The following is a 25,422-nucleotide window of genomic DNA, read 5'->3' on the forward strand; positions in this document are numbered from 1 at the left end:
CAGCTCATTGTACCGGCCATTGTAGCACGTGTGCAGCCCAAGACATAAGGGGCATGATGACTTSACGTCGTCCCCACCTTCCTCCGAGTYGACCCCGGCGGTCTCCCGTGAGTCCCCAGCACCCCCAAAGGGGGCCTGCTGGCAACACGGGACAGGGGTTGCGCTCGTTGCGGGACTTAACCCAACATCTCACGACACGAGCTGACGACAGCCATGCACCACCTGTACGCCGGCCACAAGGGGGACCCTGTCTCCAGGGTTTTCCGGCGTATGTCAAGCCTTGGTAAGGTTCTTCGCGTTGCGTCGAATTAAGCCACATGCTCCGCTGCTTGTGCGGGCCCCCGTCAATTCCTTTGAGTTTTAGCCTTGCGGCCGTACTCCCCAGGCGGGGCACTTAATGCGTTAGCTGCGGCACGGACGACGTGGAATGTCGCCCACACCTAGTGCCCACCGTTTACGGCGTGGACTACCAGGGTATCTAATCCTGTTCGCTCCCCACGCTTTCGCTCCTCAGCGTCAGTATCGGCCCAGAGATCCGCCTTCGCCACCGGTGTTCCTCCTGATATCTGCGCATTTCACCGCTACACCAGGAATTCCGATCTCCCCTACCGAACTCTAGCCTGCCCGTATCGACTGCAGACCCGGGGTTGAGCCCCGGGCTTTCACAACCGACGCGACAGGCCGCCTACGAGCTCTTTACGCCCAATAATTCCGGACAACGCTCGCGCCCTACGTATTACCGCGGCTGCTGGCACGTAGTTAGCCGGCGCTTCTTCTGCAGGTACCGTCACTTGCGCTTCTTCCCTGCTGAAAGAGGTTTACAACCCGAAGGCCGTCGTCCCTCACGCGGCGTCGCTGCATCAGGCTTGCGCCCATTGTGCAATATTCCCCACTGCTGCCTCCCGTAGGAGTCTGGGCCGTGTCTCAGTCCCAGTGTGGCCGGTCGCCCTCTCAGGCCGGCTACCCGTCGTCGCCTTGGTGAGCCGTTACCTCACCAACCAGCTGATAGGCCGCGGGCTCATCCTGCACCGCCGGAGCTTTCCGCCGCCGCCCATGCGGGCGGCGGCGGGTATCCGGTATTAGACCCCGTTTCCAGGGCTTGTCCCGGAGTGCAGGGCAGATTGCCCACGTGTTACTCACCCGTTCGCCACTAATCCGCCCCGAGGGGCTTCATCGTTCGACTTGCATGTGTTAAGCACGCCGCCAGCGTTCGTCCTGAGCCAGGATCAAACTCTCCGTGAATGTTTTCCCGTGATCGGGAGAGCACCACGAGAGCGGAACCACCGGAGGAATGATCCGGCGGTTCACAGCGTCCTCGCTGTGTTTCTTCAAAGGAACCTCGTCCCGGCCGGACGGCCGGAGACGGGGTATCAACATATCTGGCGTTGATTTTTGGCACGCTGTTGAGTTCTCAAGGAACGGACGCTTCCTTCGTACTCACCCCTGCGGGTTTTCCTCCGGGCGCTTCCCTTCGGTGTTCCCAAACTCTATCAGTGTTTTTCCGACCCCCTGACCACCACCCTGCAGGCATGCAGAAGATGATCTCGAGATAAGATCTGATGAGTTGGGCTGCCGAGAGTCAGGGCGCGCGTGATCGCATCGCTCAGCCCCAGGCAGGTCCCCGACTGTACATGGGGCCGCAGAGCGGGTGCAAATCGCTGCGAGATGTGGTCTAGACCTCTAATTGGTCCTCTCGCGCAAACCGGTACTACCTATGACATACCCTGCATCACAGTGCACCGTCCGAGATAGGCAGTGACGGGCTCCTATAGATCTCCGCCCCTGGGAGGCTTCCCATGACCACCGTGACGTCCCCGCTCGCAGGACGGGCCATCGGACTGGAATCCGTGCCCGATCCCGTCTTCTCCGGGGCCATGGTCGGCCCGGGTACAGCGATCGACCCCGTACGGGAGCCCTCCGCAGTCGTCTCCCCCGTGGACGGTGTCATCGTCTCCCTCCACCCGCATGCGTTCGTCGTCGTCGACGAGAGCGGGCACGGCGTGCTGACGCATCTCGGCATCGACACCGTGCAGCTCAACGGCGAGGGCTTCGAGCTGCTCGTCAACAAGGGCGACACCGTGACCCGTGGTCAGAGCATCGTGCGCTGGGACCCTGCCGCCGTCGAGGCCGCCGGCAAGTCCCCGGTGTGCCCGGTCGTGGCTCTGGAGGCCACCGCGGATGCTCTCTCCGAGCTGCGCGACGACGGCGAGGTGAAGGCCGGCGACAGTCTCTTCCTCTGGAAGTGACGTCGGTGCCGTCCTCATTGACGGCAAGCAGGGCAACCAACCCGGCGGCGTGAGCCGCCGCACTATCGGAGACGGGTGAGATGGAGACAATGCTGCGAGGCGTCGGCGTGAGCCACGGTGTGGCGATCGGCGAGGTTCGACACATGGGAACGGCCGTGCTCGAACCGCCGGCCAGGCAGATCCAGGCGGAAGAGGCTGAGCGTGAACAGGGGCGCGCCCGCAAGGCCGTGGAGGCTGTGGCGGCCGATCTGATGGCGCGCGGCAATCTGGCGGGCGGTGAAGCCCAGGCGGTCCTCGAGGCTCAGGCCATGATGGCCCAGGACCCCGAGCTGATGACGGACGTGGAACGTCGTATCACCGCAGGCAGCACCGCCGAGCGTGCGGTGTACGACGCGTTCGCCGCGTACCGCGAGCTGCTGGCCGCCGCCGGTGAGTATTTGGCGGGCCGCGTGGCCGATCTCGACGACGTTCGGAATCGGATCGTCGCACGGCTGCTCGGGGTACCGATGCCGGGTGTCCCGGACAGTGACGAGCCGTACGTCCTGGTGGCTCGGGATCTGGCGCCGGCGGACACGGCCCTGCTGGACCCCGCCCTGGTGCTCGGCTTTGTGACTGAGGAAGGGGGGCCCACCAGCCACAGCGCGATCCTGGCGCGGGCGCTCGGTGTGCCGGCCGTGGTGGCCCTGCCGGGTGCGGGTGAGCTCGCCGAGGGGGCGATGATCGCGGTGGACGGCAGCACCGGTGAGATCTTCGTGAACCCGAGCGAGGAGAAGAAGGGGCAGCTCGAGGCTGCGGCGGCCGCGCGCAGGGCGGCGCTGAACGCGTCGACCGGGCCCGGTGCGACCGCGGACGGTCACACGGTGCCGCTGCTGGCGAACATCGGCGGTCCGGCGGATGTGGCGGCCGCGGTCGAGGCGGGCGCAGAGGGCGTCGGTCTCTTCCGCACCGAGTTCCTCTTCCTGGACGACAGCAAGAACGCTCCCTCCGAGGAGAAGCAGGTCGCGGCCTACCGTCAGGTGCTCGAGGCTTTCCCCGAGGGCCGTGTGGTGGTGCGCGTGCTGGACGCGGGCGCGGACAAGCCGCTGGACTTCCTCACCCCGGCCGATGAGCCGAACCCGGCGCTGGGTGTGCGTGGTCTGCGGTCACTGCTCGATCACCCGGAGGTGCTGCGTACCCAGCTGTCGGCGCTGGCCAAGGCCGCGGAGGGGTTGTCCGTCCAGCTCGAGGTGATGGCCCCGATGGTGGCGGACCGTGCCGACGCCAAGGCTTTCGCCGACGCGTGCCGTGAGGCGGGCCTGCGTGCGAAGTTCGGTGCGATGGTCGAGATTCCGTCGGCCGCGTTGCGTGCGCGCTCGATCCTGCAGGAGGTCGAGTTCCTTTCGCTGGGGACGAATGACCTCGCGCAGTACACGTTCGCCGCGGACCGCCAGGTGGGCGCGGTGTCCCGGCTGCAGGATCCGTGGCAGCCCGCGCTGCTCGACCTGGTGGCGCTGTCCGCCGAGGCGGCGAAGGCCGAGGGCAAGAGCTGCGGTGTCTGCGGTGAGGCCGCTTCCGACCCGCTGCTCGCTTCGGTGCTGACCGGTCTGGGTGTCACCTCCCTCTCCATGGGCGCGGCGTCCATCCCTTATGTACGGGCGGCGCTGGCGAAGTTCACGCTGGCGCAGTGTGAGCGGGCCGCGGCGGCGGCTCGCGCGACCGACAGCGCCGAGGAGGCCCGTAGGGCCGCTCAGGCAGTGCTGTCGGGCGAATAGCCGACCGCGGCAGGCCGCGCCCGACCGGCTGCTTTTCGTGAGGGGCGCTCCAGGTTCTGGAGCGCCCCTTTTCCTTCCCTTTCCTTCCCTCCGATTCCCCTTTTGCGTTTCCCTTTCGTTTTCAGTGATGGTGGGTCGGGCTCGGGCCCTCGTCCGCGAGGTCGGGCGGCTCGCAGTAGTCGACATTGGACTCGGGCGAGATGAGGTCTCCGGATTCCACGTCGGTGCAGTAGGCGTCGAAGACCTCTCCCGCAGTGAGGGGTTCGAGGCCGTGGGCACGCAGCCGCCAGCCGTGGATGCGGTCGGCGGTTCCTGGTGCGGTGGTCCGCATGACGAGTCCGCCCGGACTGTCGGTGGCGAGGCCGACCGCCAGCACCGTGGTGAATTCGAGGAGCTCGGCGTCGTCCAGCTCCATGTGTCCGTCGTTGTCGTCGGCGTGCAGGACGGCGACCAGGGTCTCGGGCGGTCCGGCGACACTGCAGACGAGGTGCCGGTTGCCGGGTCCCGCGGTGTCGAGGATGCGGACGATCAGCTGGGAGGCGCGGGCGAAGGCCTCGCGGCCCAGGTCCTCACCGCACGAGGCGCAGGCGCCGAGGCGGGCGAGGAGTGTGGTCGCGTACTCCCAGGTCGCCCGGCGGACCGCCTCGTCGACGAGGGCGGGCAGGAGGTCGGCCAACGGCTGCCCCTCGTAGGGGACGGTGGGGCCTGTGGCCGCGAGTTCGGCGGTGAAGCGGGTGCGGCTGGTGCGGCGGTCTGGGTCGAGGCCCGTGTGCGCGCAGAATGCCGCGTACTCCTCGGGGTCGAAGAGGGCCAGTGTGGTGTGGTTGCCCTGCAGGGCACGTGTCCTGAGGACGGCCTCCACGTGTTCGAGGTACGTGGCGTGGTCGTCGAAGACGAAGCTTCGGTAGTGCCGCATGGCGCGGAAGTCGTGCTCGTCCGTCAGCACCCCGATGGTGCCCGCGATTTCCCGGTGCAGGACACGTCGGACGGTTCGGTGGTCGGTGTACGTCATGTCTCCCCCTGTACAGTCGATCAATGCTCACTCACAGTAACCGGGGGCACTGACAACGGCGTCCGGCGGTGACGGTGAGTGGGCGGAACCGCGCCGTGCCGCCACCACGGGCGGCACGGTGGGAGGAGGTCGTACCGGACCGGTCGGCAACCGGCCGGCCGGCGTCCGGGGGTCAGGTGCGTTGGCGGGCCAGGTCCTCGTAGAACGTGAGCAGGTCCAGGTTGTCGACGGACCCCGGGTTGACCGCCTTCTCCAGCGGCGTGCCCTGGAGAAGGCGTTTGACCGGCACCTCGATGCGCTTGCCGGTCAGGGTGTGCGGCACCCCGGGCACCTCGATGATCTCGTCCGGGACATGGCGCGGCGACAGTTGCTCACGGATGGTCCGCTGGATGAGCCCCTTCAGGTCCTCGTCGAGCACGGCGCCCGGTGCCAGGTGCACGAACAGGGGCATCCAGTAGCCGCCGCCGGACTGTTCGACGCCGATGACGAGGGATTCCTTGATCTGGGGAAGGCGTTCGACGGCCTCATAGATGTCCGCCGACCCCATGCGGACGCCCTGGCGGTTGAGCGTGGAGTCGGAGCGGCCGTGGATGACGACGGAACCGCGCGAGGTGAGGGTGATCCAGTCGCCGTGCCGCCAGACGCCGGGATAGGTGTCGAAGTAGCTGTCGTGGTAGCGGCTGCCGTCGGGGTCGTTCCAGAAGTGGATCGGCATGGACGGCATCGGATTGGTGACCACGAGCTCGCCGACCTCGTCGGTCAGGGGTTTGCCGCTCGGGTCCCAGGACTGCAGGTCGGTGCCCAGACCGGGGGCCTGCAGCTCGCCGATGTACACGGGGAGGGTGGGTACGCCCCCCGCGAAGCAGGAGCAGACGTCCGTACCGCCGCTGACGGAGGCGATCCACAGGTCGGCCCCGCTCTCGGCGAACTCGTCGTGCAGCCAGCGGAATCCGTCGGGCGGCAGGGGGGAGCCGGTGGTGGCGACGCACTGCACCGCGGAGAGGTCGAAGTCGCGGGAGGGGTGCACGTCGGCCTTGCGGCAGGCCATGACGTACGCGGCGGAGGTGCCGTAGAAGGTGGCGCCGGTGCGTTCGGTGATCCGCCACTGGGCGCCCGTGTCCGGATAGCCGGGACTGCCGTCGTACAGGACGATCGTCGTTCCGGTGAGGAGGCCGGAGACGAGGAAGTTCCACATCATCCAGCCGGTCGACGTGTACCAGAAGAAACGGTCTTCCGGCCCCAGGTCGCAGTGCAGTCCGAGCTGCTTGAGGTGTTCGACCAGGATGCCGCCCTGGGACTGGACGATCGCCTTCGGCAGTCCGGTGGTGCCGGACGAGTAGAGCACCCACAACGGGTGCTCGAAAGGCACCTGCTCGAATGCCGGTTCGATGTCCGCGGAGGTCAGGGGCGACCAGTCCAGCGCTCCGTCCGGGGTGTCGGTCCCGAGCAGGGGGATGTGCACGACCGCGCGCAGGGTGGGCAGTTCACGGCGCAGTTCGGCGACGACGTCGCGGCGGTCGTGCTCCTTTCCGCCGTAGCGGTATCCGTCGACGGTGAACAGGACGACCGGTTCGACCTGCTGGAAGCGGTCGAGCACGCTGCGGGCGCCGAAATCGGGCGCGCAGGAGGTCCACACGCCACCCACCGCCGCGGTGGCCAGGAAGGCGACGACGGCCTGCGGGATGTTGGGGAGGTAGCCGCTGACGCGGTCTCCGGGACGTACGCCCAGGGCACGCAGCTCGGCGGCGAGGGAGCCGACCCGGCTGCGCAGCTCGGCCCAGGTGACGGGCCTGGGGTCATGGGTCTCGTCGACGTACAGGAGCGCCGGCTCGTCCGCGCGGGTCGCCGCCGCGCGGAGGGCGTGTTCGGCGTAGTTGAGGGTCGCACCGGGGAACCACTGGGCGCCGGGCATCGAACGGTCGCCCAGCACACGCGCGTAGGGGGTCGAGAAGCGGACGTCGAACCACTCCGTGACGGCCTTCCAGAAGGTTTCCGGCTCGTCCACGGACCAGCGGTGCAGTGCCGCGTAACCGCCCTCGGCGGGGGCGCCGTGCCGTTCGGCGGCCCATGCCTGGAACGTGGTGATCCGGGCCTGGGCGATGCGCTGCGGATCAGGCTGCCAGAGCGGCTGGGGGTTCTCGGTCGACATGGGCGGCTCCCGGACTGTGCGCGTCGTGTGCGTCCTGCGCGCACGGGCTGGGGTGTGCGCGTGACGCGGCTGACAGGAACGATGCCATGTGATCGTCTTCCTAACCAGGGTGTGCCTCCGCAGTCCGTGTCGTGAAGATGTGGTCCGACCGTGGGTGAACGGCAGTTGAACGACACTCGTGCGAAGTGCACGCAATGGCAGGGTGAGCACCATGGACGGTCGTGGCCTGGTGCGTTCGGTGAGATCGGTCGGCTCGGTGAGCGCGGCACGGGGGTTGCGTACCGTACGGGCAGCGTGGCGCAGGCGACGGGCCGACGCCACCGGGCTGCCACCCCGGGGGACGGAGCGCGCACGGACGCCCGGACAGGTGCGGGAGGTGGAGCCTGGGCCCGGGGGCGGGATCGTCCGGTTCAGCCGCTCCGAGCTCCGGATCCTCGTCGCCGTGAACGGCGCCGTCTTCTGGGGCTGGGACGGGGCGGCTCCCGAGCCGTCGTACGCGCTGGCCGGCCGCTGTCCCGATCCGGATCCGCGGGCGGTGCTGGAGCCGGACACGGACGGCGGCTGGCGTGTGGTCGCCGAGCGGGTGACGGTCGTCGTCTCACGGCTCGGCTCGGTGGAGGTGCTCACCCCGGGAGGCGTGGTTCTGCGGCGCGATCTGCCGCCGCGCTGGTGGGAGCCGGTGGGACCGGTGGGAGGGGGCACCGCGCGCTGGATGCAGCGGTCGGAGGTGCGGGCCGACGCCCGGTTCTTCGGGCTCGGGGGGCGCGCCTTCGGACCGTGGCTGCGGGACGGCACCTACCGGCTGTGGAACACGGGCCCCGGTCGCGCCTTCGGGTCCGGTGACGGTCCGCTCCCCGTCATGATGCCGGTGCAGCTGGTGGTGGCCGACGCGGGCACGCATCTCGCGTTCCACGACAGTTCGTGGGACGGCACGGTGACACTGCGGGAGGGCGTGGAGGGCGCCGGCTCCGGGCACGACCAGGTCGGGACGAGCACGCTGCGGATGGACGGGGGCCCACTGCGCTGCTGGGTGATGGTGGGTACTCCCTCGCGGGTGCTGCTCGCCTGGGGATCGCTGACCGGTGCCCCCGCGCTGCCGCCCGCGTGGGCCTTCGGCCATCATCACGCGCGGTGGGGCCAGGGTGGCGAGCAGCAGGTGCGGCGGACCGTCGCCCGCTACCGGGAGCACGGGCTGCCGCTCGACGCCGTTCATCTGGGCGTCGACCACCACGACGCGCACCGGGTGTTCACCGTCGACCAGGAGCGGTTCCCGAAACTGCCGGCGCTCGCCGACGAGCTGCGGCGGGACGGGATCCGGCTGGTGTCGGTCGTCGGCCCCGCGGTCGCTGCCGAGGGCGGCAGTGCCGTGCACGACTCGGGGGCGGCGCAGGAGGCGTTCGTGCGGGACGCCTCGGGAGAGGTCGTTCAGGGCGTCTCCTGGCCCGGAGACGTGGTGTTCCCGGACTTCACGCACGCGCGCGTGCGCCAGTGGTGGGGCGGTCTGTACGCGGAGCGACTGGAGCAGGGTTTCGCGGGTTTCTGGCACGACATGAACGAGCCGACGTCGTTCACCGCGTTCGGGGAACCGACGCTCCCCCGCTCGGCACGGCACGCCCTGGACGGGCGGGGCGGCGATCACCGCGAGGCGCACAACGTGTACGCGCTGTGCATGGCCAGGGCGGCCTACGAGGGGCTGCGGACGCTGGTGCCGCAGGAGCGGCCGTTCGTGTTCTCGCGCTCGGGGTGGGCCGGTATGCAGCGCTACGGAGGGACGTGGTCGGGGGAGGTGGCCACGGGCTGGGCCGGACTGCGGGCCTCCCTGGCCCTGGTGATGGGGCTCGGGTTGTGCGGTGTCCCGTATGCGGGGCCGGATGTCGGCGGGTTCGGCGGGGACCTGTCCGCGGAGCTGTATCTGCGGTGGCTCCAGCTGGGTGCCCATCTGCCGCTGTTCCGCACGCAGGCGGGTGCGGGGAGCAAGGAGCCGTGGGAGTTCGGCGCCGAGGTGGTGCGGCGCGCGCGTACGGCCCTCGTCGGGCGTCGCCGGCTGCAGCCGTACTTCGTGACGCTGGCGCATCTGGCCCGGCGCACCGGGGCTCCCTGTGTGCGGCCGCTGTGGTGGTCGGCGCCGGAGGAGCGCGCGTTGCGCGACTGCGGGGACGCCTTCCTGCTGGGTGACTGCCTGCTGGTGGCACCGGTGCTGGCCCCGGGGGTGGGACGGCGTACGGTGCGGCTGCCCGGTGGGCGCTGGTACGAGTCGGCTACGGGACGGGCGTACGACGGGCCCGCCCAGGTGCTGGTCGACGCGCCCCTGGACCGCATTCCGGTCTTCGCCCGCGCGGGCTCCGTGATTCCCGTGCGCGGGGAGGACGGTGGGCTGGAGTTGGAGGTGTGGGCGCCCGTGAGGGGGCGGACCGGGGGCGGGACGGTCGTCGCGGATGTCGGCGACGGCTGGGAGGAGCCGGAGATCGAGCGGTACGGCGTCCGCTGGGCGGGAGCCCGGATCGTCGTCGAGCGGGAGGGTGCGGACGGCGCCCGCGAGCTGCCCTACCCGGTGCGGATGCGCGGGCTCGGGCCGCGCTGAGCCGTGCCGGGTCGGGCCTGGGCGGGCTTGGAGTCAGATGTACCGGCCCTCGAACCAGGCGCGTGCGGCCCGCGTGTGCAGCGGGAAGGCGAGTTCCTCCGCGCGGCGCAGCAGGTGCCGGCCTTCCGTCTCGTCCGTGGCGGCGAAGGGCGGCAGGCCTTCCGCGGGACGTTCCGGAAGGAGACCGAACAGCAGGAGGTGTCCGTCGGGCGAGCTCATGGCGTCCGCGAGTCGCACGTCCCGGCTCGCCGCGTCGATTCCGGTCTCCTCCCGGAGTTCGCGTACGACGGCCTGGCGCCAGTCCTCCCGGTCGTCGATGTACCCGCCGGGCAGGGCCGTGCCTCCGCGCGCGGGGGCGATGGAGCGGGTGATGACGACCAGGGCGGTGCCCTTCGTGTCGTACACGGGTTGGAGGGCGACCGCGACCGGCAGCGGGTTGCGATAGGCGACGGCACCGCATGCCGGGCAGTCCCGGGGCCAGCCGGAGACGCCCGCGCCGAAGGGCGTGCCGCAGCTCGAACAGTGCGAGTCCGGCACGGGGTCGAGGGCCGGGCCGGGGGTTCGGTTTCTGGACACGCGCGGACTGTAGCCGATCACGGCGGGGGCGTCTTCGGGGGCCGCTCACCAGGCGGCTTCGGGGAGCGCTCAGTGGTGACCGGTGAGCGACCCGCGGGACACCGGGAAGTCGAAGTAGGTGTCCGGATGAGCCTCCGGCTTGAAGGTGTAGTGCCACCACTCCTCGGCCAGGTTCACGAAGCCGAGGCTCTCCAGGGTGCCTTTGAGGAGCAGCCTGTTGGCCCGTTGTTCGCCCTGGATGCGGGGGTCGAGGGTGTGGCTGAGCGTGTCGAAGCAGTCGTAGCCGGTGCCCATGTCGACCGAGTTGTCGGGGAACCGCTGGTCCTTGGCCGCGAAGCAGGGGGTGAGGGGCTGTCCCGGGTGGTACGGCCGGGTCGGCTCGGCGGGGAGCCGTACGACGGTGAGGTCCACGGTCGAGCCTCGGCTGTGGCCGGACTTCTCCGCGATGTAGCCGTCGGCGAACAGCCGGTTCTTGTCGACGTTCGGGTAGAACTCCCCCTTCATCGCCTGATCGTCGAGGTCCTTGGCCCAGCGCACGAAGTGGTCCACGGCGCGTTGTGGCCGGTAGCAGTCGTACACCTTGAGGGAGTAGCCCTGTCGCAGCAGCTTGCGCTGGGCCTCGTGGAGGGCCCGGGCCGCGGGGCGGGTGAGGATGCACAGGGGCTGCCGGTAGCCGTCGATGCGCTCGCCCACGAAGTTGTGCGGGGTGAAGTAGCGCATCTCCTGGATGATCGTCGGGTCCACACTGTTCAGCGCAACGAAGTCCTCGGGTGCCTTGGGTTCCGGCTTCTCCGGAGCGGATGCGGCGGGAGCGGATACGGCGGTCGTGGCCGTCAGGGCGGCGAGCGCGGTGATCAGGGCGCGCACCGCGGCGGAGAGTCGTGTCATGTCTCCTGCATCTATCAGGAGTGGAATCCGTCGGGAAGCCCCCTGCCTTGCTCCGGTCACCCGTGACGCACCACTGGCGGCCGTCGCGCTGCTGCCCGCCACCGCGTCGTCGGGGCGGGTGCGGGCCCTGGCCGAGACCCGGGTGGAGGAGGCCCGGGACTCGATCCGCTGACCCGGCTGCCGGGTTCGGGCACGATCACCGGCGAGGTGGACCGGCGCATCGCGGGCGGCGGGGCCTTCGCGCTCAGCCGACTGGACGTCGACCACTTCGAGCAGGTGAACGACGGCGCCGGCTTCGCGGCGGGTGTGACACGTCCGGGCGCGCTTCAGACGGTGACGGTCCGGCGGCGCTGGGCCGCCTGTGCCATGGCGTGCTGGACGACACCGATGAGCACCTCCTTGACCGACTCGCGGTCCCGGGCATCTCCCATCACGAGCGGTACGTGCGCGTCGAGGTCGAGGGCCCGGCGGACGTCCTCGACCGGGTAACGCGGGGCTCCCTCGAAGCAGTTGACGCCGACGAGGAACGGTATGGATCGCCGCTCGAAGTAGTCGACGGCCGCGAAGCAGTCCTCCAGCCGCCGGGTGTCGGCGAGCACCACAGCCCCGAGGGCGCCCTCGGCGAGCTCGTCCCACATGAACCAGAACCGCTCCTGGCCGGGAGTTCCGAAGAGGTACAGCACCAGATCCTCGCGGAGCGTGATGCGGCCGAAGTCCATGGCCACGGTGGTGGTGTTCTTCGCCTCCACGCCGCTGAGGTCGTCGACCGGGCGCCCGGCCTCGGTGAGCAGTTCCTCGGTGCGCAGCGGTCTGATCTCGCTGACCGCCCCGACGAGCGTGGTCTTGCCCACGCCGAAGCCACCGGCCACCAGGATCTTGAGCGTGACGGGCTCGACCGGGGGCTTGCCGCGCTCAGAACGCCCGAAGATCATCGTTCTTCTCTCCTGCTCGGTGGGGATCGGGCGGTGGACCGTATCCTCCACCGCCGGGGGTTTCGATGACGAGTACGTCGTCGGCGCGGACGTCCGCCGAGTCGCTTCCGCCGAGTTCGGTGACGCTGCCGTCCGCATGGTCGACCCGGTTGGCGCCGGGCGCGCCGGGCGCGCCGCCCGCCATGCCGTACGGGGGGACCCTGCGGTGCTGGGACAGCGTGGAGACGGTCATGGGCTCCAGGAACCGGATGCGGCGGACCGCTCCGTCCCCGCCGCGCCATCGTCCCGCGCCGCCGCTGCCTGCGCGCACGGCGAACTCCTCGAGGCGGACGGGCAGCCGCCACTCCAGGACCTCGGGGTCGGTGAGCCGCGAGTTGGTCATGTGGGTCTGCACGACGGACGCTCCGGGGAAGCCCTCTCCCGCGCCCGAGCCGGAGGCGACGGTCTCGTAGTACTGGTGGCGGGCGTTGCCGAAGGTGACGTTGTTCATGGTGCCGGAGCCCTCGGCCTGGATGCCGAGCGCCGCGTAGAGGGCGCCGGTGATGCTCTGGGAGGTCTCCACGTTGCCCGCGACGACGGCCGCCGGGGGCCGGGGCGCCAGCATGGAGCCGGGCGGCACGATGATGCGCAGCGGGCGCAGACAGCCGTCGTTGAGCGGGATGTCGTCGGCGACCAGGGTCCGGAAGACGTACAGGACGGCCGCGTTGACGACGGAGAAGGGGGCGTTGAAGTTGGTGGGGAGCTGTGCCGTGGTGCCGGTGAAGTCGATGGTCGCGGAGCGGTTCTCGCGGTCGACGCGCACGCGCACGTGGATGACGGCGCCCGAGTCGGTTTCGTAGGTGTACTCGCCGTCGTCGAGGGCGTCGATGACGCGCCGTACCGCGTCCTCGGCGTTGTCCTGGACGTGCCGCATGTACGCCTGGACCACGTCGAGGCCGAAGTTCTCGATCATTCGGCCGACCTCGTCGACGCCCTTCTGGTTGGCGGCGATCTGGGCGCGCAGGTCGGCGAGGTTGGTCTGCGGGTTGCGGGAGGGATACCGCGCTCCGGTCAGGAGGCCGAGTGTCTCCTGCTCGCGGAACCGGCCGTTCTCGGCGAGGAGCCAGTTGTCGAAGAGGACGCCCTCCTCGTCGATGGTGCGGCTGTCGGCGGGCATGGAGCCCGGGGCGATGCCGCCGATCTCGGCGTGATGGCCGCGTGAGGCGACGTAGAAGAGGACCCTCCGGTCACCCTCCGTGGTCTCGCCGTCCACGGTGCCGGGGGACGCGGTGTCGGGGGACGCGGTGTCGAAGACCGGGGTGATCACGGTGACGTCGGGGAGATGGGTGCCGCCGTGGTACGGGTCGTTCACGGCGTAGGTGTCGCCCGGACGCATGGCGGCACCGCGCCGCCGGATGACCTCCTTGACGCCGGTGCCCATGGATCCCAGGTGGACGGGGATGTGGGGGGCGTTGGCCACCAGGTTTCCGTCCGGGTCGAAGAGGGCGCAGGAGAAGTCCAGGCGCTCCTTGATGTTGACGGACTGGGCGGTGGACTCGAGGCGGGCGCCCATCTGTTCGGCGATGGACATGAAGAGGTTGTTGAAGACCTCGAGCAGAACCGGGTCGACTTCCGTGTCGAGGTCGGAACTCCGCGTAACCGCGACGCGTTCCATGACCAGATGCCCGTCGTCGGTCGGCGAGGCCCGCCAGCCTTCGTCGACGACGGTCGTGGAACCGGCCTCGGTGACGATCGCCGGGCCGGAGACGGTCTCCCCGGGGGAAAGGTCCTCGCGGTGGTGGAGGGGGACGTCGCGCCAGGTGCCGCCGGTGTGGAGGCGGACGGATCGCGCAGCGGTGGAGCGGCCCCGGTAGGGGGCGAGGGTGGAGAGATCGGGGGGGTCGGTGATGCCGGTGGCTTCGACGGAGAGGGATTCGACGACGATCGGGCGGTCGAGCGTGAAGGAGTACGTGGCGCGATGACGTTCCTCGAAGGCGCGGCGCATGGTGTCGGCCCCGGTCAGTTCGACGGTGAGGGCGGTGTCGGTGCCGTCGTAGCGGAGTTGGGCGCGACGGGTGACCTCGATCCGGTCCTCGGGGACGTCCTCGGCGAGGAGTTCGGCGCGGGCCGCCGCTTCGAGGTCGTCCGCGGTCCGGTGGACGCCGGGCATCGCAGCGGGCTCCAGGGGTGCTTCGGTGGAGCGTTCACGCATGGCCGTGGTGTCGGCGAGGCCGATGCCGAGTGCGGAGAGGACACCGGCCGCGGGTGGCACGAGGACGGTGCGGATACCGAGGGAGTCGGCGACCATGCACGCGTGCTGCCCGCCCGCACCGCCGAAGGTGGTGAGGGCGTAGCGGGTGATGTCGTGGCCCTTCTGGACGGAGATCCGCTTGACCGCGGCGGCGATGTTGGCGACGGCGATCCGCAGATAGCCCTCGGCGACCTGTTCCGGGGTGCGGTCGTCGCCGGTCCGTTCCCGGATCTCGCGCGCGAGGGTGGTGAAGCGGTCGCGGACGAGTTCGGTGTCGAGGGGCTGGTCGCCGTTCGGGCCGAAGACCGCCGGGAAGTGGTCGGGCTGGATGCGGCCGAGCATGACGTTGGCGTCGGTGACGGCGAGCGGGCCGCCGGCCCGGTAGCAGGCGGGGCCGGGGTCGGCGCCCGCCGAGTCGGGCCCCACGCGGTAGCGGGAGCCGTCGAAGTGGAGGACCGAGCCGCCGCCGGCGGCGACCGTGTGGATGTCCAGCATGGGCGCGCGCAGCCGCACGCCGGAGATCTGAGTGGTGAAGACGCGTTCGTACTCCCCCGCGAAGTGCGAGACGTCGGTGGAGGTACCGCCCATGTCGAAGCCGATGACCCGGTCGTGGCCGGCGAGCTGCGACATGCGGGCCATCCCGACGATGCCGCCGGCCGGACCGGACAGGATGGCGTCCTTGCCGCGGAACTGCGCCGCTTCGGCGAGGCCGCCGTTGGACTGCATGAACATCAGCCGTACCCCGTCGAGTTCGTCGGCCACGTGCTGCACGTAGCTGCGCAGCACGGGCGAGAGGTAGGCGTCGACGACGGCCGTGTCCCCGCGCGGGACGAGTCGCATCAGAGGGCTGACCTCGCTGGACAGCGAGATCTGCGGGAAGCCGATACGGGCGGCGAGTTCACCGACCGCCTGCTCGTGAGCGGGGTGGCGGTGGCTGTGCATGCAGACCACGGCGACGGCCCGGATGCCGTCGGCGTGGGCCTGGCGCAGCGGCCCGCTCAGGGAGTCCAGGTCCGGGGCCCGCAGGACGGTGCCGTCGGCGGCGATGCGTTCGTCCACCTCGACGACCCGTTCGTACAGCAGCTCGGGTAGTTCGATGCGACGGGCGAAGATGGCGGGTCGGTTCTGGTAGGCGATGCGCAGGGCGTCCCGGAAGCCGCGGGTGACGACCAGGAGGGTTCGTTCGCCCGTGCGCTCGAGGAGGGCGTTGGTGGCGACCGTGGTGCCCATGCGTACGGATTCGACGGGTTCGCCGGAGCCGGCCAGCAGTTCGCGAATGCCCGCCACCGCCGCGTCGGCGGCGGCGGCCGTCCCACCGGAGCGGCGTCGGGAGGGCGCGAGGGCCGGGTTGTCCGAGAGGAGTTTGCGGGTGAGCAGCCGCCCGTCCGGGCGGCGCGCGACGATGTCGGTGAAGGTGCCGCCTCGGTCCACCCAGAACTGCCAGCCTGTCACGTCAGTACCCCGCTTCCGCGCCGCTCACAGCGCTCGGAGGCCGTTGATCACGTCGCGCAGAATACTCTCGTCCGGCAGTTCGGCGGGGGGAACCGGCCGGTTCACGTGGACGGATTCGAGGTCGACGAGATCTCCGACGAGGACTCGTACCACTCCGGTCGGCAGGTCGAGTTCCGCGGCGAGTTCGGCGACGGTCTGCGGCGTGTCACGGCACAGTTCGAGGATGTCCACGTGTTCCGGGGAGAGGGTGGGGTCCGCCTCCGGATCGTCCGCGTCGGGTTCGGTGACGACCACCGCGATCAGGTCCAGGCGGTGCTGGGCCGCACTCGAGGTGCGGCCCCGCGTCATGGCATACGGACGGACGACCGGTCCGGCCTCGTCGTCGAACCAGTGGCTTCTTCCCTCGCCGTCAGCGCTCATGTCATCCCACTACCCGCCCGGGGGCAGATCGGTGCGTGGTTCGGCGTCCAGATGCGGACCGACCCGCTTCACGAGAAGGGTCATCTCGTAGGCGACCTGTCCGACGTCCGAGTCGGCGTCGGCGAGGACGGCGAGGCAGCTGCCGTCTCCGGCGGCCGTGACGAACAGGAACGCCTCGTCGAGTTCGACGATGGTCTGGCGGACACCGCCTGCCTCGAAGTGGCGGCCCACGCCCTTGGCGAGGCTGTGGAACCCGGAGGCGACGGCGGCGAGGTGCTCGCTGTCCTCGCGGGTCAGTTCCCCGGACGCCCCCGTGGCGAGGCCGTCGCCGGAGAGCACGACGGCCTTCCGTATGCTCGCGACGCGGTCCACCAGGTCGTCGAGGAGCCAGTTCAGCTCCCCCTTGCCGCCTTCGGCGTGACCGGTCGTGTTCGGTGCGGTCATCGACCGTCCCCCTTAGTCATCCTTGATCGTTCCTCGTGGTGCTGCCCCGCCGGGGCCGTCGTCGGCCTCGGCGTTCTCGTCGCGGCCGCGCTGCCAGCCGCGCTGGAGCGAGGCCATGCGGCTGCGTACTTCCTCCGCGTCCCGTTCGACGGGCCGGGATCTTTCCTCGTTCCGTGGTCGCGTGCTCCGTTTGAGCTGTGGGGCGAGGCTGGCCTGCCGTACACGTCGGGGCAGCGATCCGGGGTCGGGCCGGTCGTCCGCGTCCTGCGGGCCGTCCGCGTACTGCGGGGTGCTGCCGGGCTGGGACTCCGCGCTCCGTCGGCGGACGGGCAGGGGCGGCGGTGCGGGCTCCTGCCCAGGGTGGGCGGAGGGGGTGCCGGTGTCGTGGTCCGTCCGCTCCCGGCGGACGTGCTCGTCGCCGACCGGGCGGCCGTGGGAACTGACCAGCTTGGGGACCCTCCTGCGGGGCAGCGGAGCAGGGCTGTTCATCTGCCCGTCCGTGTCCCTGTCCCTGTCCGGTCCGTCGCGGTTCTCGGGAGCCCGCTGATGCGGCTCACGCCGACGGCCCGGCCGCTCGTCCTTGGTGCGGGCCGGGGAGCGCCGGGGGCGGAACAGGCCGCCGTGTCCGTTGCCCTCGTCGTCCTCGTCCCCCGGGGCCCCCGGACAGTCGTCGAGGGCGTCCAGGTCGACGGGGCTCTCGAGTTCGACCGGCCCGTCCAGCAGCGAGGCGGGCAGTCCGGGCAGTTGTACGGACACCTGGGACAGCGCGCGACGGCGGTTCTCCTCTGGCTCCTTGTCCTTGGCGCGCCGGGGCCGGTCGAGGCGGAAGCCGACTCCATTGGTGTCCGGGATGTCGTCCGTCAGGAGCGCGTCCGGGATGAAGACGACCGCGGTGGTGCCGCCGTAGGGGGAGGGCTGCAAGGAGACCCGGACGTTCTGCCGCTGCGCGAGACGGCTGACCACGAACAGTCCGAGCCGGTCGGTGTCGGAGAGTTCGAACTCCGGGGTCTCGGCGAGCCGCAGGTTGGCGTCCAGCAGCGCTTCGGCCGCCATGCCGAGACCGCGGTCGTGGATCTCCAGGGTGAAGCCGTTGGCGACGCGCTCGCCCAGGACCTGGACGGCGGTGTGCGGTGGGGAGAACACCGTGGCGTTCTCCAGGAGTTCGGCCACGAGGTGGGTGAGGTCGGCGACGGCGGGGCCGGTGACGGCGACCCGCGGCAGCCTGCGGACCTCGATGCGCTCGTAGTCCTCGACCTCGGCGACGGCGGCGCGCACGACGTCCATGAGCTGGACGGATTTGCGCCACTGCCGGGAGGGTGCGGCCCCGGAGAGGATGACCAGACCCTCGGCGTGCCGGCGCATGCGAGTGGTCAGATGGTCCAGACGGAACAGGTCGGCGAGTTCCTCGGTGTCCTCGGTCCGGCGCTCCATGCTGTCCAGCAGAGTGAGCTGCTTGTGCAGCAGGACCTGGCTGCGGCGGGCGAGGTTGACGAACACCTCCGAGACCCCGGAGCGCAGTTCGGCCTGCTTGACGGCCGCCTCCACGGCCGCGCGCTGCAGGGTGTTGAGGGCCTGGCCGACCTCGCCCATCTCGTTCCTGTCGTACTCCAGGCGGGGGACCTCGGTCTCGATGTCGACCTGTTCACCCGCCGAGAGACGGCGCATCACACTGGGCAGTCGCACGCCGGACGCCTCATGGGCCTCGAGACGCAACTGCCGCAGGTCACGGATGAGGCCGCGGCCGATGCGCACGGACAGGACGAGGGAGACGAGGAGGGCGGCCAGTCCGAGGACGCCGGCGACGACGGCCCGGGTGATGACGCCCATGGCGACCGGGTGGACGCGCTCCTGATAGCGGTCGGTGGCCTGGTCGTTGAGGGTGCCGAGTTCTTCGAGCACATGGCCGGCGGCGGTGTCCCAGCTCTTCGCGGTGATTCCGTGAGGCGGTCCGGTGCCGGAGGAGACGGCCGCCTCCTCGGCGACGCGCAGCGGAGCGGACGCCGCGTTCTTCCAGAAGCTCTCGTAGCGGTCCCGGTCCGCAGCCGGCAACTGCGGCAGAGCGATGTCGTACAGCAGCCTGCGCTGGGCCACGAGGTCGGAGATGTCGCGTACCTCCGCTCGGGACAGCGTGCCGACGACGAGGGCCGAGCCGAGCAGGGCGTCCTCGCGGGCGAGGAGTTCACGGGCGCGGCTGAGGTTGAGGAGGGCGCGGCCCTGCTGGCCCATCTCCACGTTGTCGATGCCGTCGAGGGAGGTCAGGAGGGCATAGCAGGAGTCCACGAGAAGGTTGTACTGGTTGAGGGCCTCGACGCGGTTCATCGTGCCCTGCTCGACGCTGCCGCGCAGGGAGTCGATGCCGTCGAACGCGTCCAGGACAGCGGTGAGCCGGTCCTCGCCGCCCGTGCTCAGCCCGTCGCGGACGTCGGGGTCGCCCGCGTTCTCACGGACCTTGGCGATGGCGCCGTCGGTGGCCGTGCGAGTGGTGCGGAGCGCGGAGAGCGTGTCCGAGGCCCGCGGATCGGCGAGATGGACGAGGGTCTGGCGGCGTTCCTGCTGGAGGGCGCGGACGGTTTCCCCAATCGGGTAGCCGATGTCCTCGACCGCGGCGGAGACCCGAAACAGCTGAGTGACCGACCGTCCCGTGAATACCGTGGCGAAGCCCCAGATCGCCGTCAGGGACACCAGCGGCACGAGAAGCAGCGCCACGATCTTCCGGCGGATGGACTTCCCGCGAAAGCGCATGGACTCCCCCAGCTCGGCCCCCACCGGCAGGGGGTACGCATGTACGTCACCAAACGGCGCGAGCCTACTACTGGCGCACAGGTAACTCGAAGAATCTTCCGGAGGCAGAGCTTCCGTACGAGCCCGGGAGGATGAGGAGTTGTCCGCTTATTGAGGGAGATTGCTTCCCCGAAACCGGTGGCGGCCCGAAAGCCCGTTCCGGCGGGCGCACGCGGACATTTGGCCGAAATTTTTCGCCGACAGGGAATCTTCATGACTCGCCGCTCGTCCTTCTATACAGGAAATGGGGGGGGCGGAATCGGCCCCAGGAGCCGCACCCTGCACCCGGGCGGCGTAAAACAGCGCAAGCCGGGCAGCCGTAGGAAGATCGGGGCTTCGGACAGGGGTGAGCGGTCCGCCGAGGGTGGGGAGCGACACGGTGATGGGCACGGCACAGCGGCAGGAGACGTCCGGGAAGGACGCGGCCGCACAGGACACGGCACGGCGGGACACCGATGCGCGGGATCTCGGCGTTCGGAGTGAGCGGGAACCCGCTCAGGAACGGTTCCACTACCGGCCGTTGTGGATAGAGGAGTCGGCGAAGCGGCGCAGGCTGCCCGACCCGGTGCGGACGGCAGCCGTGCGGGCGGTGCTCATCATCTCGGTGACGCTGATACAGGCCATGGTGGCGTTCCTGTGCACCTTGGCCGGGTCGTGGCTGGCATTCCCCATGGTGCTCAGCAGCATCGCCAGCACCGTGGTCGCCACCTGGGCCGCGCTCGATGTCTGGGTGACGCGCCAGGTGTGGAACCAGCGCAACGGCGTGGTGTCGGCACCGAGCAGCACCGCCCGGTCCCTGCGGCGCGAGCGGCGCAGGGCACGACGTCAGGCCCAGGCCGCGGAGCGGGCCCAGAGGCGCATACGCCGACAGGGCAAGAGGGAGCAGTTGTCGCACCCTTGAGGGAGCCGAAGTCGTCGAGTGGGCGAGCACCGACCTGTGACCACGAAAGCGGCGAGCCCGAAGGCCCACCCGTTCGCCGACTTGTGCCGGTCAGGCCTTGGCGTACGCCCAGCCGCCGCAGCTGTACGGGGTACCGCTGGATGTGCCCTGGAGGCAGGCGCAGAGCTGGAGTCGTAGCGCCATCGGGCGGAGACGCCGTGGCCGTCGCTCTTCATGTCGAGAGTTGATAGCCGAATGTCTCCGTGCCGCCGACCACGTCCGTCTGCGACTGTGGTCGGCGGCACGGGTCTCCGGCTCCGACGCCGCTACGAAACGTGAGAGCGAGCACGTTCTCCCTGTCACAGGCACCGCCTGCACCCACGCCGCGGAGCCGCGTACCGACACGGTCCCGCGCCCCTAGGGGGTTGCAGGTGCCGGGCGTTTGAACATCCGGGTGGCCGTGATCTCGCTGTGCACGGCTTCCCCGTCCGTGGCCTCCTGGGGCAGGCCCGGCCGCAAGTGCTCCTCGACGCTGATGTACTTCAGGCCCGCCCTCAGGTCGGCGTCGTTGCGCAGGCGGATGACCAGCGGGAACTCCGCCAGTGCCGTCGTGTCGAACAGGCCTGTGGTGTAGAGGAGCTGCACGCCGAGCGCGTCGGCGACGGCCCGCTGGAGCTCCAGCAGGTAGGTGGCGTTGGCGCGGCCGATGGGGTTGTCGAGGAACAGGGTGCCGGCGTGCCGGTGCCGCTCCCGACCCCGGTCGTTGGAGCGCAGCGCGGCCATCGTGCAGTACAGGGCGATGGCCGCGGTGAGCAGTTGCCCTCCGGAGAACACATCGCCCATCTGCCCGACGGGGACCCGCTCGGCGCGCAGTACGGCGTCCGGCTTGAGGATCTCGACGGCGACGCCCTTGGGCCGGAGGGCGGCCGCGACTCCACGCAGCAGCAGGGACATGCCGTCGCGCCGCAGATCGGAGTTCTTGCGCACGGCCGCGCGGGTCGCCTCGTCGATGACCTCACCGAGCCGTTCGGTGAGGGTCACCTGGTCGGGTTCCTCGAAGCGGATGCGGAGGAATTCCTGCCCGGACCACTCGCCCAGCCCCTCGGGCAGCCGGGACAGCCGCTGCGCGGAGCGCAGGGTGGCGAGGGCCGACTCGACGAGTCCTCTGAGCCGGTCCACGATCGAGTCGCGGTTGCGTTCCAGCTGTTCGAGCTCGTCGGTGAGGACCCGGAGCCGGGGCGCGAAGGCGTCCGCCCACTTGTGGGCGTGCTCGGGCAGCGCGGAGGCGGGCAGTTCGCGGATCTGCTGCCGCGCGGGGGTGCGAACCTGCTCGTAGCGGGTGGAGTTGGCGTGCCGGACGAGGATGTCGCTCGCCTCGCGCACCGCGGACTCGGTGGCGGACAGATCGGCGGCGCAGCCCCGCAGTGACCGGCGGGCTTCCGCGGCGGAGCTGCGGGCCTCCGCCAAGCTGCCCGGGTAGGGCTCGGGCCGCTCCGGCTCCTCCTCGGACGCGTGATCACGCAGCAGGTCGCGGAGCATGGCGGCGATCTCGTCGAACCCCCCGGCGGCGTCCTCCGCGGCGTGGTGCGCGTCGAGGAGTTCTCCGTGGGCCTGCCTGGTCCGGTCCAGCTCCTCCGTCCGGGAGGCCAGTTCGGCCGTGGCGGTCCGCAGCAGCGCCTGTGCGTGTTCGGCGTCGCGGGGCACCAACTCCTCGGGGAGCCCGGTGTGTTCCTCGCCGTCCTCGGGCGCGAGCCGCTCCGCCTCGCCGCGCAGCCGTCCGAGTTGCTCGCTCGCGCTCGACATACGGGTCTCCAGGAGCTGCACCAGCTCCTCGGCGCGGGCCGCGGCGGCCTGGCGACTGGGACCGTCCGAACCGTCGGGCGACTGGAGCAGCTGCTCCGCGCGGGTGCGGACCTTGTTGCTCAGCCGGTCCAGCTCCGCGCGTGCCGCGCTCTCGTCGCTCTCGGCGCGGGCCTGCTCGGCGCGCAGATCGGCGCCGACGCCGACCTTCTCGTAGACCTGGGACGCGGCCCGGTACGCCTCGCGCAGGGCGGGCAGGGAGATCTGCGGCGCCTCGGTGCCGTCCTCCGGTACGTCGTCGGGGGCGCCGGCGATCTCGGAGCGCTCGGCGCGCAGCGCCCGCGCGGTGCGCCGGGCGTCGTCGGCGGCCCGCTGCGCGCCGCGCCGGTCCTCGTCGGCTGCCCGCGCGCGCTCCAGGCAGGCCTGGGCGCCGGCCTCCGCCTCGGCGGCGTCGTCGGCCAACTCCCGCAGTTTGGCCTGCCAGCCGCCCCGCTCGCGCAGCCGGAAGGCGAGTCCCGCGAGGGCGTCTGCGGCACGTCGGGCCTTCTGCGCGGTCTCCTGGCGCTCGTCACGCACCCGGGCGGCCTCGGCGGCGGCCTCCTCGGCCTCCGCCCGTACGGCGCGTGCCTCGGCGAGTTCCGCCTCGGACTCCGCCGCGAAGGCGCGGGCATCGTGCGCCGCGCGGGCCAGTTCGGCGAGCCGGCCGGGCGGGCAGCCGGTACGCCAGGAGGTGAGCCGCGCGGTCAGCTCTCGGTCCTTGGCGAGCCGCGCCGCCAGCGCACGGATCTCTTCGTCCCGCGCGGCCGCCCGGACGCGCAGCGCCTGCCGCTCCTCGTCGGCGGCGTGCTCGTCGTGCATGGCCGGGTTCGGCGGTACGAGGAAGACGTCCCCGGTGTCCGCGTCCGGCGCCGGGGTCGGCGCGAGCAGGGCGGCGGCCGTGCCGACGGCGACCGTGGACCGGGGCAGCAGGGCGGCGTCGCTCAGGGCCGCGCGGGCGCGGGTGTGGGAGTCCGGGTCGGTGATGATGACACCGTCGACCAGTTCGGGGCGGGCGGCCAGCACGCGTGCGTGGTCGGCGGGGTCGACGGCCTGGGCGAGATAGCGCCAGCCGGGCAGGGCGGGGATGCCGTGCTCGCCGAGGTGCTCGACCGTGGCCAGCACGTCCGGGCCGGGCGGCAGCAGTCCGCCGTCTCCGAGGGCGCCGAGGATGCGGGCGTCGTCGGCGGCGGCGGTGCGCAGTTCGAACAACTGGCGTTCGGCGGAGGAGACCGCGTCGTCGAGCAGTTCGCACAGGTCGTCGGCGAAGCGGTCCAGTTCCATGGCGGTGAGGGTGCCTTCGGCGGGGCCGCCGTCCGGTTCGGCATCCGAGTCGGGACGGGGCCACGGGACCGAGGGGCGTGCGTCGGTGGCGGTCAGGCCCAGCAGCTCGGCCGGCCGTTCCTCGGCGGCCAGGGCCTGTGCGGTGCGAAGTTCGCTCTCGTGGGCGCGGTCGGCTGCCGTGGCCGCGTCCGCCGCGCGGGCGGCGGTGAGTTCCGCGCGCGCCTGGGTGGCGACGGCCTCACGCGCGTGCTCGGTCGCCCGGCGGGCCGCCTCGCGGGCCGAGTCCCAGGCGGCGACCGCGGTCTTCTCCGCGTCGCTGGCCGCGAGGGCGGCGCGGGCCGGGTCGGCGTCGGGGGCACTGTCGTCGAGCCAACCGGCCCGGACGGCCTCGGTGGTCTCCTGCTCGACCTCGGTGAGGCGCTGCCTGAGGTGGCCGATCTCGCTGCGGGCCCGCTGTGCCTCGGTGGCGGCGGCGGTGGCGTCGCGGTGAGCGGCGTCGCTGACCTCCTGGAGGGCGGCGGACCGCTCCTCCTCCTCGTTGGCGAGGTTCTCGGCGTTCTGCGCGGCGGTGTGCAGGGCGCGTACGAGGTCGACGGCTGCCTTCGCTCGGGCGGCCAGCGCGGGTGCCGCGTCCCGCTCGGCCTCCTGGATCGCGGCCGAGACCCTGGCGGCCCGGTCGGCGGCGGCGCGGTGGCGCAGCGCTGCCTCTGCGGCCTGCCACGCCGAGTACAGGGTGCGTGCGTCGGCGAGTTCCCGTTTCTGGGCGGCAGCGGACTTCTCGGCCGCGGTGAGCGCCAGGGAGGCGTGCCGGTAGGCGATCTCCGCCGAGATCAGTGCGCTGTGTTCGCGTGCCGTTCCGGCCTGGGTGACGGCGTGGGCGGCGGCGGTGACGCGCTGCGCGAGGTCGGCGGCGCGGGCGCGTTCCTGGTTGCCGCGCGCGGAGAGCCTGCGGGCCAGGGTGCGGGTGCGGCGTTCGGCCGCGGTGTGGATCTCCCGCGCCTGGGTGCGGGCACCGGCCGCTTCGACGATCCTGCCGAGCAGTTCGACGGAACCGGCGGTGAAGTCCCGTTCGGCGATCAGCTCGGCGCGTCGGCCCAGCTTGTTGCCGAAGCCGCCGACCAGGTCGGCGAGTCCGTCGGTGTCACGGGTGTCCGTGACGGCGCGCAGCAGCAGATCGGTGAAGTCCGAGTCCTTCTTGACCGCGAAGAGGCCGGCTGCCTCGCCCTCGTCGGCGTTCATTTCCCGCTGGTAGCGGAAGAGTTCGGGGTCGAGTCCCAGATCGCCGAGGTGCTCGGTCCAGCGCTCGTGGGTCTCCTCCCAGTGCACCTCCAGGTGCGGATACGTCCTGCCTGCCTCCGTGAGGGCGTCCCGGAAGCCCTTCATGGTGCGGCGGCGGCCCCTCGCGCCGGACTGGCCGTCGGCAGGCGGCCGTACGGCGGTGGCCTCCGCGACGGGAAGGTTGTCCAGGCTGAGTCCCGGCCCGGGCCGCAGCGAGTACCAGGCCTCGGCGAACTTCCTCGGGTCGTTGGAGACCTGGCGGCCACGCCATTCGCTGGCCTTGCCGACGACGACGCACTCGCCGGTCAGCACGTGCTGCCACTCCAGCGCCACGTGTCCGCAGTCGTCGGCCAGCAGGAACTTGCGCAGCACGCCGGAGCTCGCGCCGCCGAGGGTGTTGCGGTGGCCCGGGAGCATCACGGAGAAGATCAGCTTCAGCAGGACGGACTTGCCGCCGCCGTTCTCCAGGAAGAGCACCCCGGCGGGCGCGGGCCGGCGGGGCGGGCCCACCGGCTCCTCCGCGAAGAACTCCGCCTGCGTCGGCGCGGGTTCGGGCACGGTCTCGCCGACACCGCGCAGGTCGAGCACGGTGTCGGCGTAGCGCGCGCCGGCGGGCCCGATGGAGTAGAGGCGGACCCGGGACAGCTCGTACATGGCGGACTCTCGAAGTCTTCGGCAGGTC

Annotated in this window: 14 protein-coding genes, 1 rRNA gene and 1 pseudogene; 5 read left to right on the forward strand and 11 right to left on the reverse strand. The window is 71.1% G+C overall.

Going from position 1 to position 25,422, the window contains the following annotated elements:
- A 16S ribosomal RNA gene (locus DIZ27_RS17625) occupies positions 1–1,242 on the reverse strand; the annotation flags it as partial.
- A gap of 554 nt (positions 1,243–1,796) precedes the next feature.
- On the opposite strand from DIZ27_RS17625, the gene DIZ27_RS17630 reads away from it, so the two are divergent.
- Both DIZ27_RS17630 and ptsP read left to right on the forward strand, forming a co-directional pair.
- Positions 1,797–2,246, forward strand: a complete 450-nt coding sequence (locus DIZ27_RS17630) for a PTS glucose transporter subunit IIA (RefSeq protein WP_109379385.1) — start codon at positions 1,797–1,799, stop codon at positions 2,244–2,246.
- A gap of 80 nt (positions 2,247–2,326) precedes the next feature.
- A complete protein-coding gene (ptsP, locus tag DIZ27_RS17635; protein WP_109379386.1) occupies positions 2,327–3,997 on the forward strand; it encodes a phosphoenolpyruvate--protein phosphotransferase in 1,671 nt (556 codons plus the stop codon).
- Between the two features lie 121 nt (positions 3,998–4,118).
- Here the strand turns inward: ptsP and DIZ27_RS17640 are convergent, their stop codons facing one another.
- Together DIZ27_RS17640 and DIZ27_RS17645 are read right to left on the reverse strand one after the other, a co-directional pair.
- On the reverse strand, positions 4,119–5,009 hold the full coding sequence (locus tag DIZ27_RS17640) for a hypothetical protein (RefSeq protein ID WP_109379387.1): 891 nt from the start codon (positions 5,007–5,009) through the stop codon (positions 4,119–4,121).
- Positions 5,010–5,181: 172 nt separating this feature from the next.
- On the reverse strand, positions 5,182–7,158 hold the full coding sequence (locus tag DIZ27_RS17645; RefSeq protein ID WP_109379388.1) for an acetoacetate--CoA ligase: 1,977 nt from the start codon (positions 7,156–7,158) through the stop codon (positions 5,182–5,184).
- A 211-nt stretch (positions 7,159–7,369) separates the two neighbouring features.
- Here DIZ27_RS17645 and DIZ27_RS17650 point away from each other — a divergent pair, with 211 nt between their 5' ends.
- Complete coding sequence (locus DIZ27_RS17650) at positions 7,370–9,739, forward strand: glycoside hydrolase family 31 protein (protein WP_109379389.1); 2,370 nt, start codon at positions 7,370–7,372, stop codon at positions 9,737–9,739.
- Positions 9,740–9,772: 33 nt separating this feature from the next.
- On the opposite strand, the gene DIZ27_RS17655 is transcribed toward DIZ27_RS17650, so the two are convergent.
- Positions 9,773–10,315 carry an NUDIX domain-containing protein gene (locus DIZ27_RS17655; protein WP_109379554.1) on the reverse strand — a complete coding sequence of 181 codons (543 nt, stop codon included), beginning with the start codon at positions 10,313–10,315 and terminating at the stop codon, positions 9,773–9,775.
- A gap of 69 nt (positions 10,316–10,384) precedes the next feature.
- Positions 10,385–11,203, reverse strand: coding sequence for a M15 family metallopeptidase (locus DIZ27_RS17660; RefSeq protein WP_109379390.1), 819 nt, complete (start codon positions 11,201–11,203; stop codon positions 10,385–10,387).
- A 118-nt stretch (positions 11,204–11,321) separates the two neighbouring features.
- On the opposite strand from DIZ27_RS17660, the pseudogene DIZ27_RS17665 reads away from it, so the two are divergent.
- A pseudogene (locus DIZ27_RS17665) lies at positions 11,322–11,509 on the forward strand (diguanylate cyclase); the annotation flags it as partial.
- Between the two features lie 20 nt (positions 11,510–11,529).
- Here the strand turns inward: DIZ27_RS17665 and DIZ27_RS17670 are convergent.
- The 5 genes from DIZ27_RS17670 to DIZ27_RS17690 are packed head-to-tail and all read right to left on the reverse strand — an operon-like array spanning position 11,530 to position 19,423.
- Positions 11,530–12,135 carry an ATP/GTP-binding protein gene (locus tag DIZ27_RS17670; protein ID WP_109379391.1) on the reverse strand — a complete coding sequence of 202 codons (606 nt, stop codon included), beginning with the start codon at positions 12,133–12,135 and terminating at the stop codon, positions 11,530–11,532.
- A complete protein-coding gene (locus tag DIZ27_RS17675) occupies positions 12,116–15,817 on the reverse strand; it encodes a hydantoinase B/oxoprolinase family protein (RefSeq protein WP_109379392.1) in 3,702 nt (1,233 codons plus the stop codon). The genes DIZ27_RS17670 and DIZ27_RS17675 overlap by 20 nt, the downstream gene beginning before the upstream one ends.
- Before the next feature lie 24 nt (positions 15,818–15,841).
- Complete coding sequence (locus DIZ27_RS17680) at positions 15,842–16,237, reverse strand: DUF742 domain-containing protein (protein WP_109379393.1); 396 nt, start codon at positions 16,235–16,237, stop codon at positions 15,842–15,844.
- Positions 16,238–16,246: 9 nt separating this feature from the next.
- The gene (locus tag DIZ27_RS17685) at positions 16,247–16,681 is read right to left on the reverse strand and encodes a roadblock/LC7 domain-containing protein (protein ID WP_109379394.1); all 435 of its coding nucleotides are present in this window, start codon (positions 16,679–16,681) and stop codon (positions 16,247–16,249) included.
- 12 nt (positions 16,682–16,693) lie between these two features.
- The gene (locus DIZ27_RS17690; RefSeq protein WP_109379395.1) at positions 16,694–19,423 is read right to left on the reverse strand and encodes a nitrate- and nitrite sensing domain-containing protein; all 2,730 of its coding nucleotides are present in this window, start codon (positions 19,421–19,423) and stop codon (positions 16,694–16,696) included.
- Between the two features lie 421 nt (positions 19,424–19,844).
- Between DIZ27_RS17690 and DIZ27_RS17695 the strand changes: the two genes are divergently transcribed.
- Positions 19,845–20,363 carry a hypothetical protein gene (locus DIZ27_RS17695; protein ID WP_109379555.1) on the forward strand — a complete coding sequence of 173 codons (519 nt, stop codon included), beginning with the start codon at positions 19,845–19,847 and terminating at the stop codon, positions 20,361–20,363.
- A gap of 396 nt (positions 20,364–20,759) precedes the next feature.
- On the opposite strand, the gene DIZ27_RS17700 is transcribed toward DIZ27_RS17695, so the two are convergent.
- Positions 20,760–25,394: a hypothetical protein gene (locus DIZ27_RS17700; RefSeq protein WP_109379396.1), complete on the reverse strand. Its 4,635-nt coding sequence runs from the start codon at positions 25,392–25,394 to the stop codon at positions 20,760–20,762.
- Positions 25,395–25,422: the final 28 nt, after the last annotated feature.

Source organism: Streptomyces sp. NWU339, from assembly GCF_003143855.1.
Taxonomy (GTDB): Bacteria; Actinomycetota; Actinomycetes; order Streptomycetales; family Streptomycetaceae; genus Streptomyces.

What these genes read in the sequence shown, in the direction of transcription:
- DIZ27_RS17695 (WP_109379555.1), top strand. Translation starts at nt 19,845, where the DNA reads ATGGGCACGGCACAGCGGCAGGAGACGTCCGGGAAGGACGCGGCCGCA.
- DIZ27_RS17670 (WP_109379391.1), bottom strand. Translation starts at nt 12,135, where the DNA reads ATGATCTTCGGGCGTTCTGAGCGCGGCAAGCCCCCGGTCGAGCCCGTC.
- ptsP (WP_109379386.1), top strand. Translation starts at nt 2,327, where the DNA reads ATGGAGACAATGCTGCGAGGCGTCGGCGTGAGCCACGGTGTGGCGATC.
- DIZ27_RS17645 (WP_109379388.1), bottom strand. Translation starts at nt 7,158, where the DNA reads ATGTCGACCGAGAACCCCCAGCCGCTCTGGCAGCCTGATCCGCAGCGC.
- DIZ27_RS17640 (WP_109379387.1), bottom strand. Translation starts at nt 5,009, where the DNA reads ATGACGTACACCGACCACCGAACCGTCCGACGTGTCCTGCACCGGGAA.
- DIZ27_RS17630 (WP_109379385.1), top strand. Translation starts at nt 1,797, where the DNA reads ATGACCACCGTGACGTCCCCGCTCGCAGGACGGGCCATCGGACTGGAA.
- DIZ27_RS17690 (WP_109379395.1), bottom strand. Translation starts at nt 19,423, where the DNA reads ATGCGCTTTCGCGGGAAGTCCATCCGCCGGAAGATCGTGGCGCTGCTT.
- DIZ27_RS17685 (WP_109379394.1), bottom strand. Translation starts at nt 16,681, where the DNA reads ATGACCGCACCGAACACGACCGGTCACGCCGAAGGCGGCAAGGGGGAG.
- DIZ27_RS17650 (WP_109379389.1), top strand. Translation starts at nt 7,370, where the DNA reads ATGGACGGTCGTGGCCTGGTGCGTTCGGTGAGATCGGTCGGCTCGGTG.
- DIZ27_RS17700 (WP_109379396.1), bottom strand. Translation starts at nt 25,394, where the DNA reads ATGTACGAGCTGTCCCGGGTCCGCCTCTACTCCATCGGGCCCGCCGGC.
- DIZ27_RS17660 (WP_109379390.1), bottom strand. Translation starts at nt 11,203, where the DNA reads ATGACACGACTCTCCGCCGCGGTGCGCGCCCTGATCACCGCGCTCGCC.
- DIZ27_RS17680 (WP_109379393.1), bottom strand. Translation starts at nt 16,237, where the DNA reads ATGAGCGCTGACGGCGAGGGAAGAAGCCACTGGTTCGACGACGAGGCC.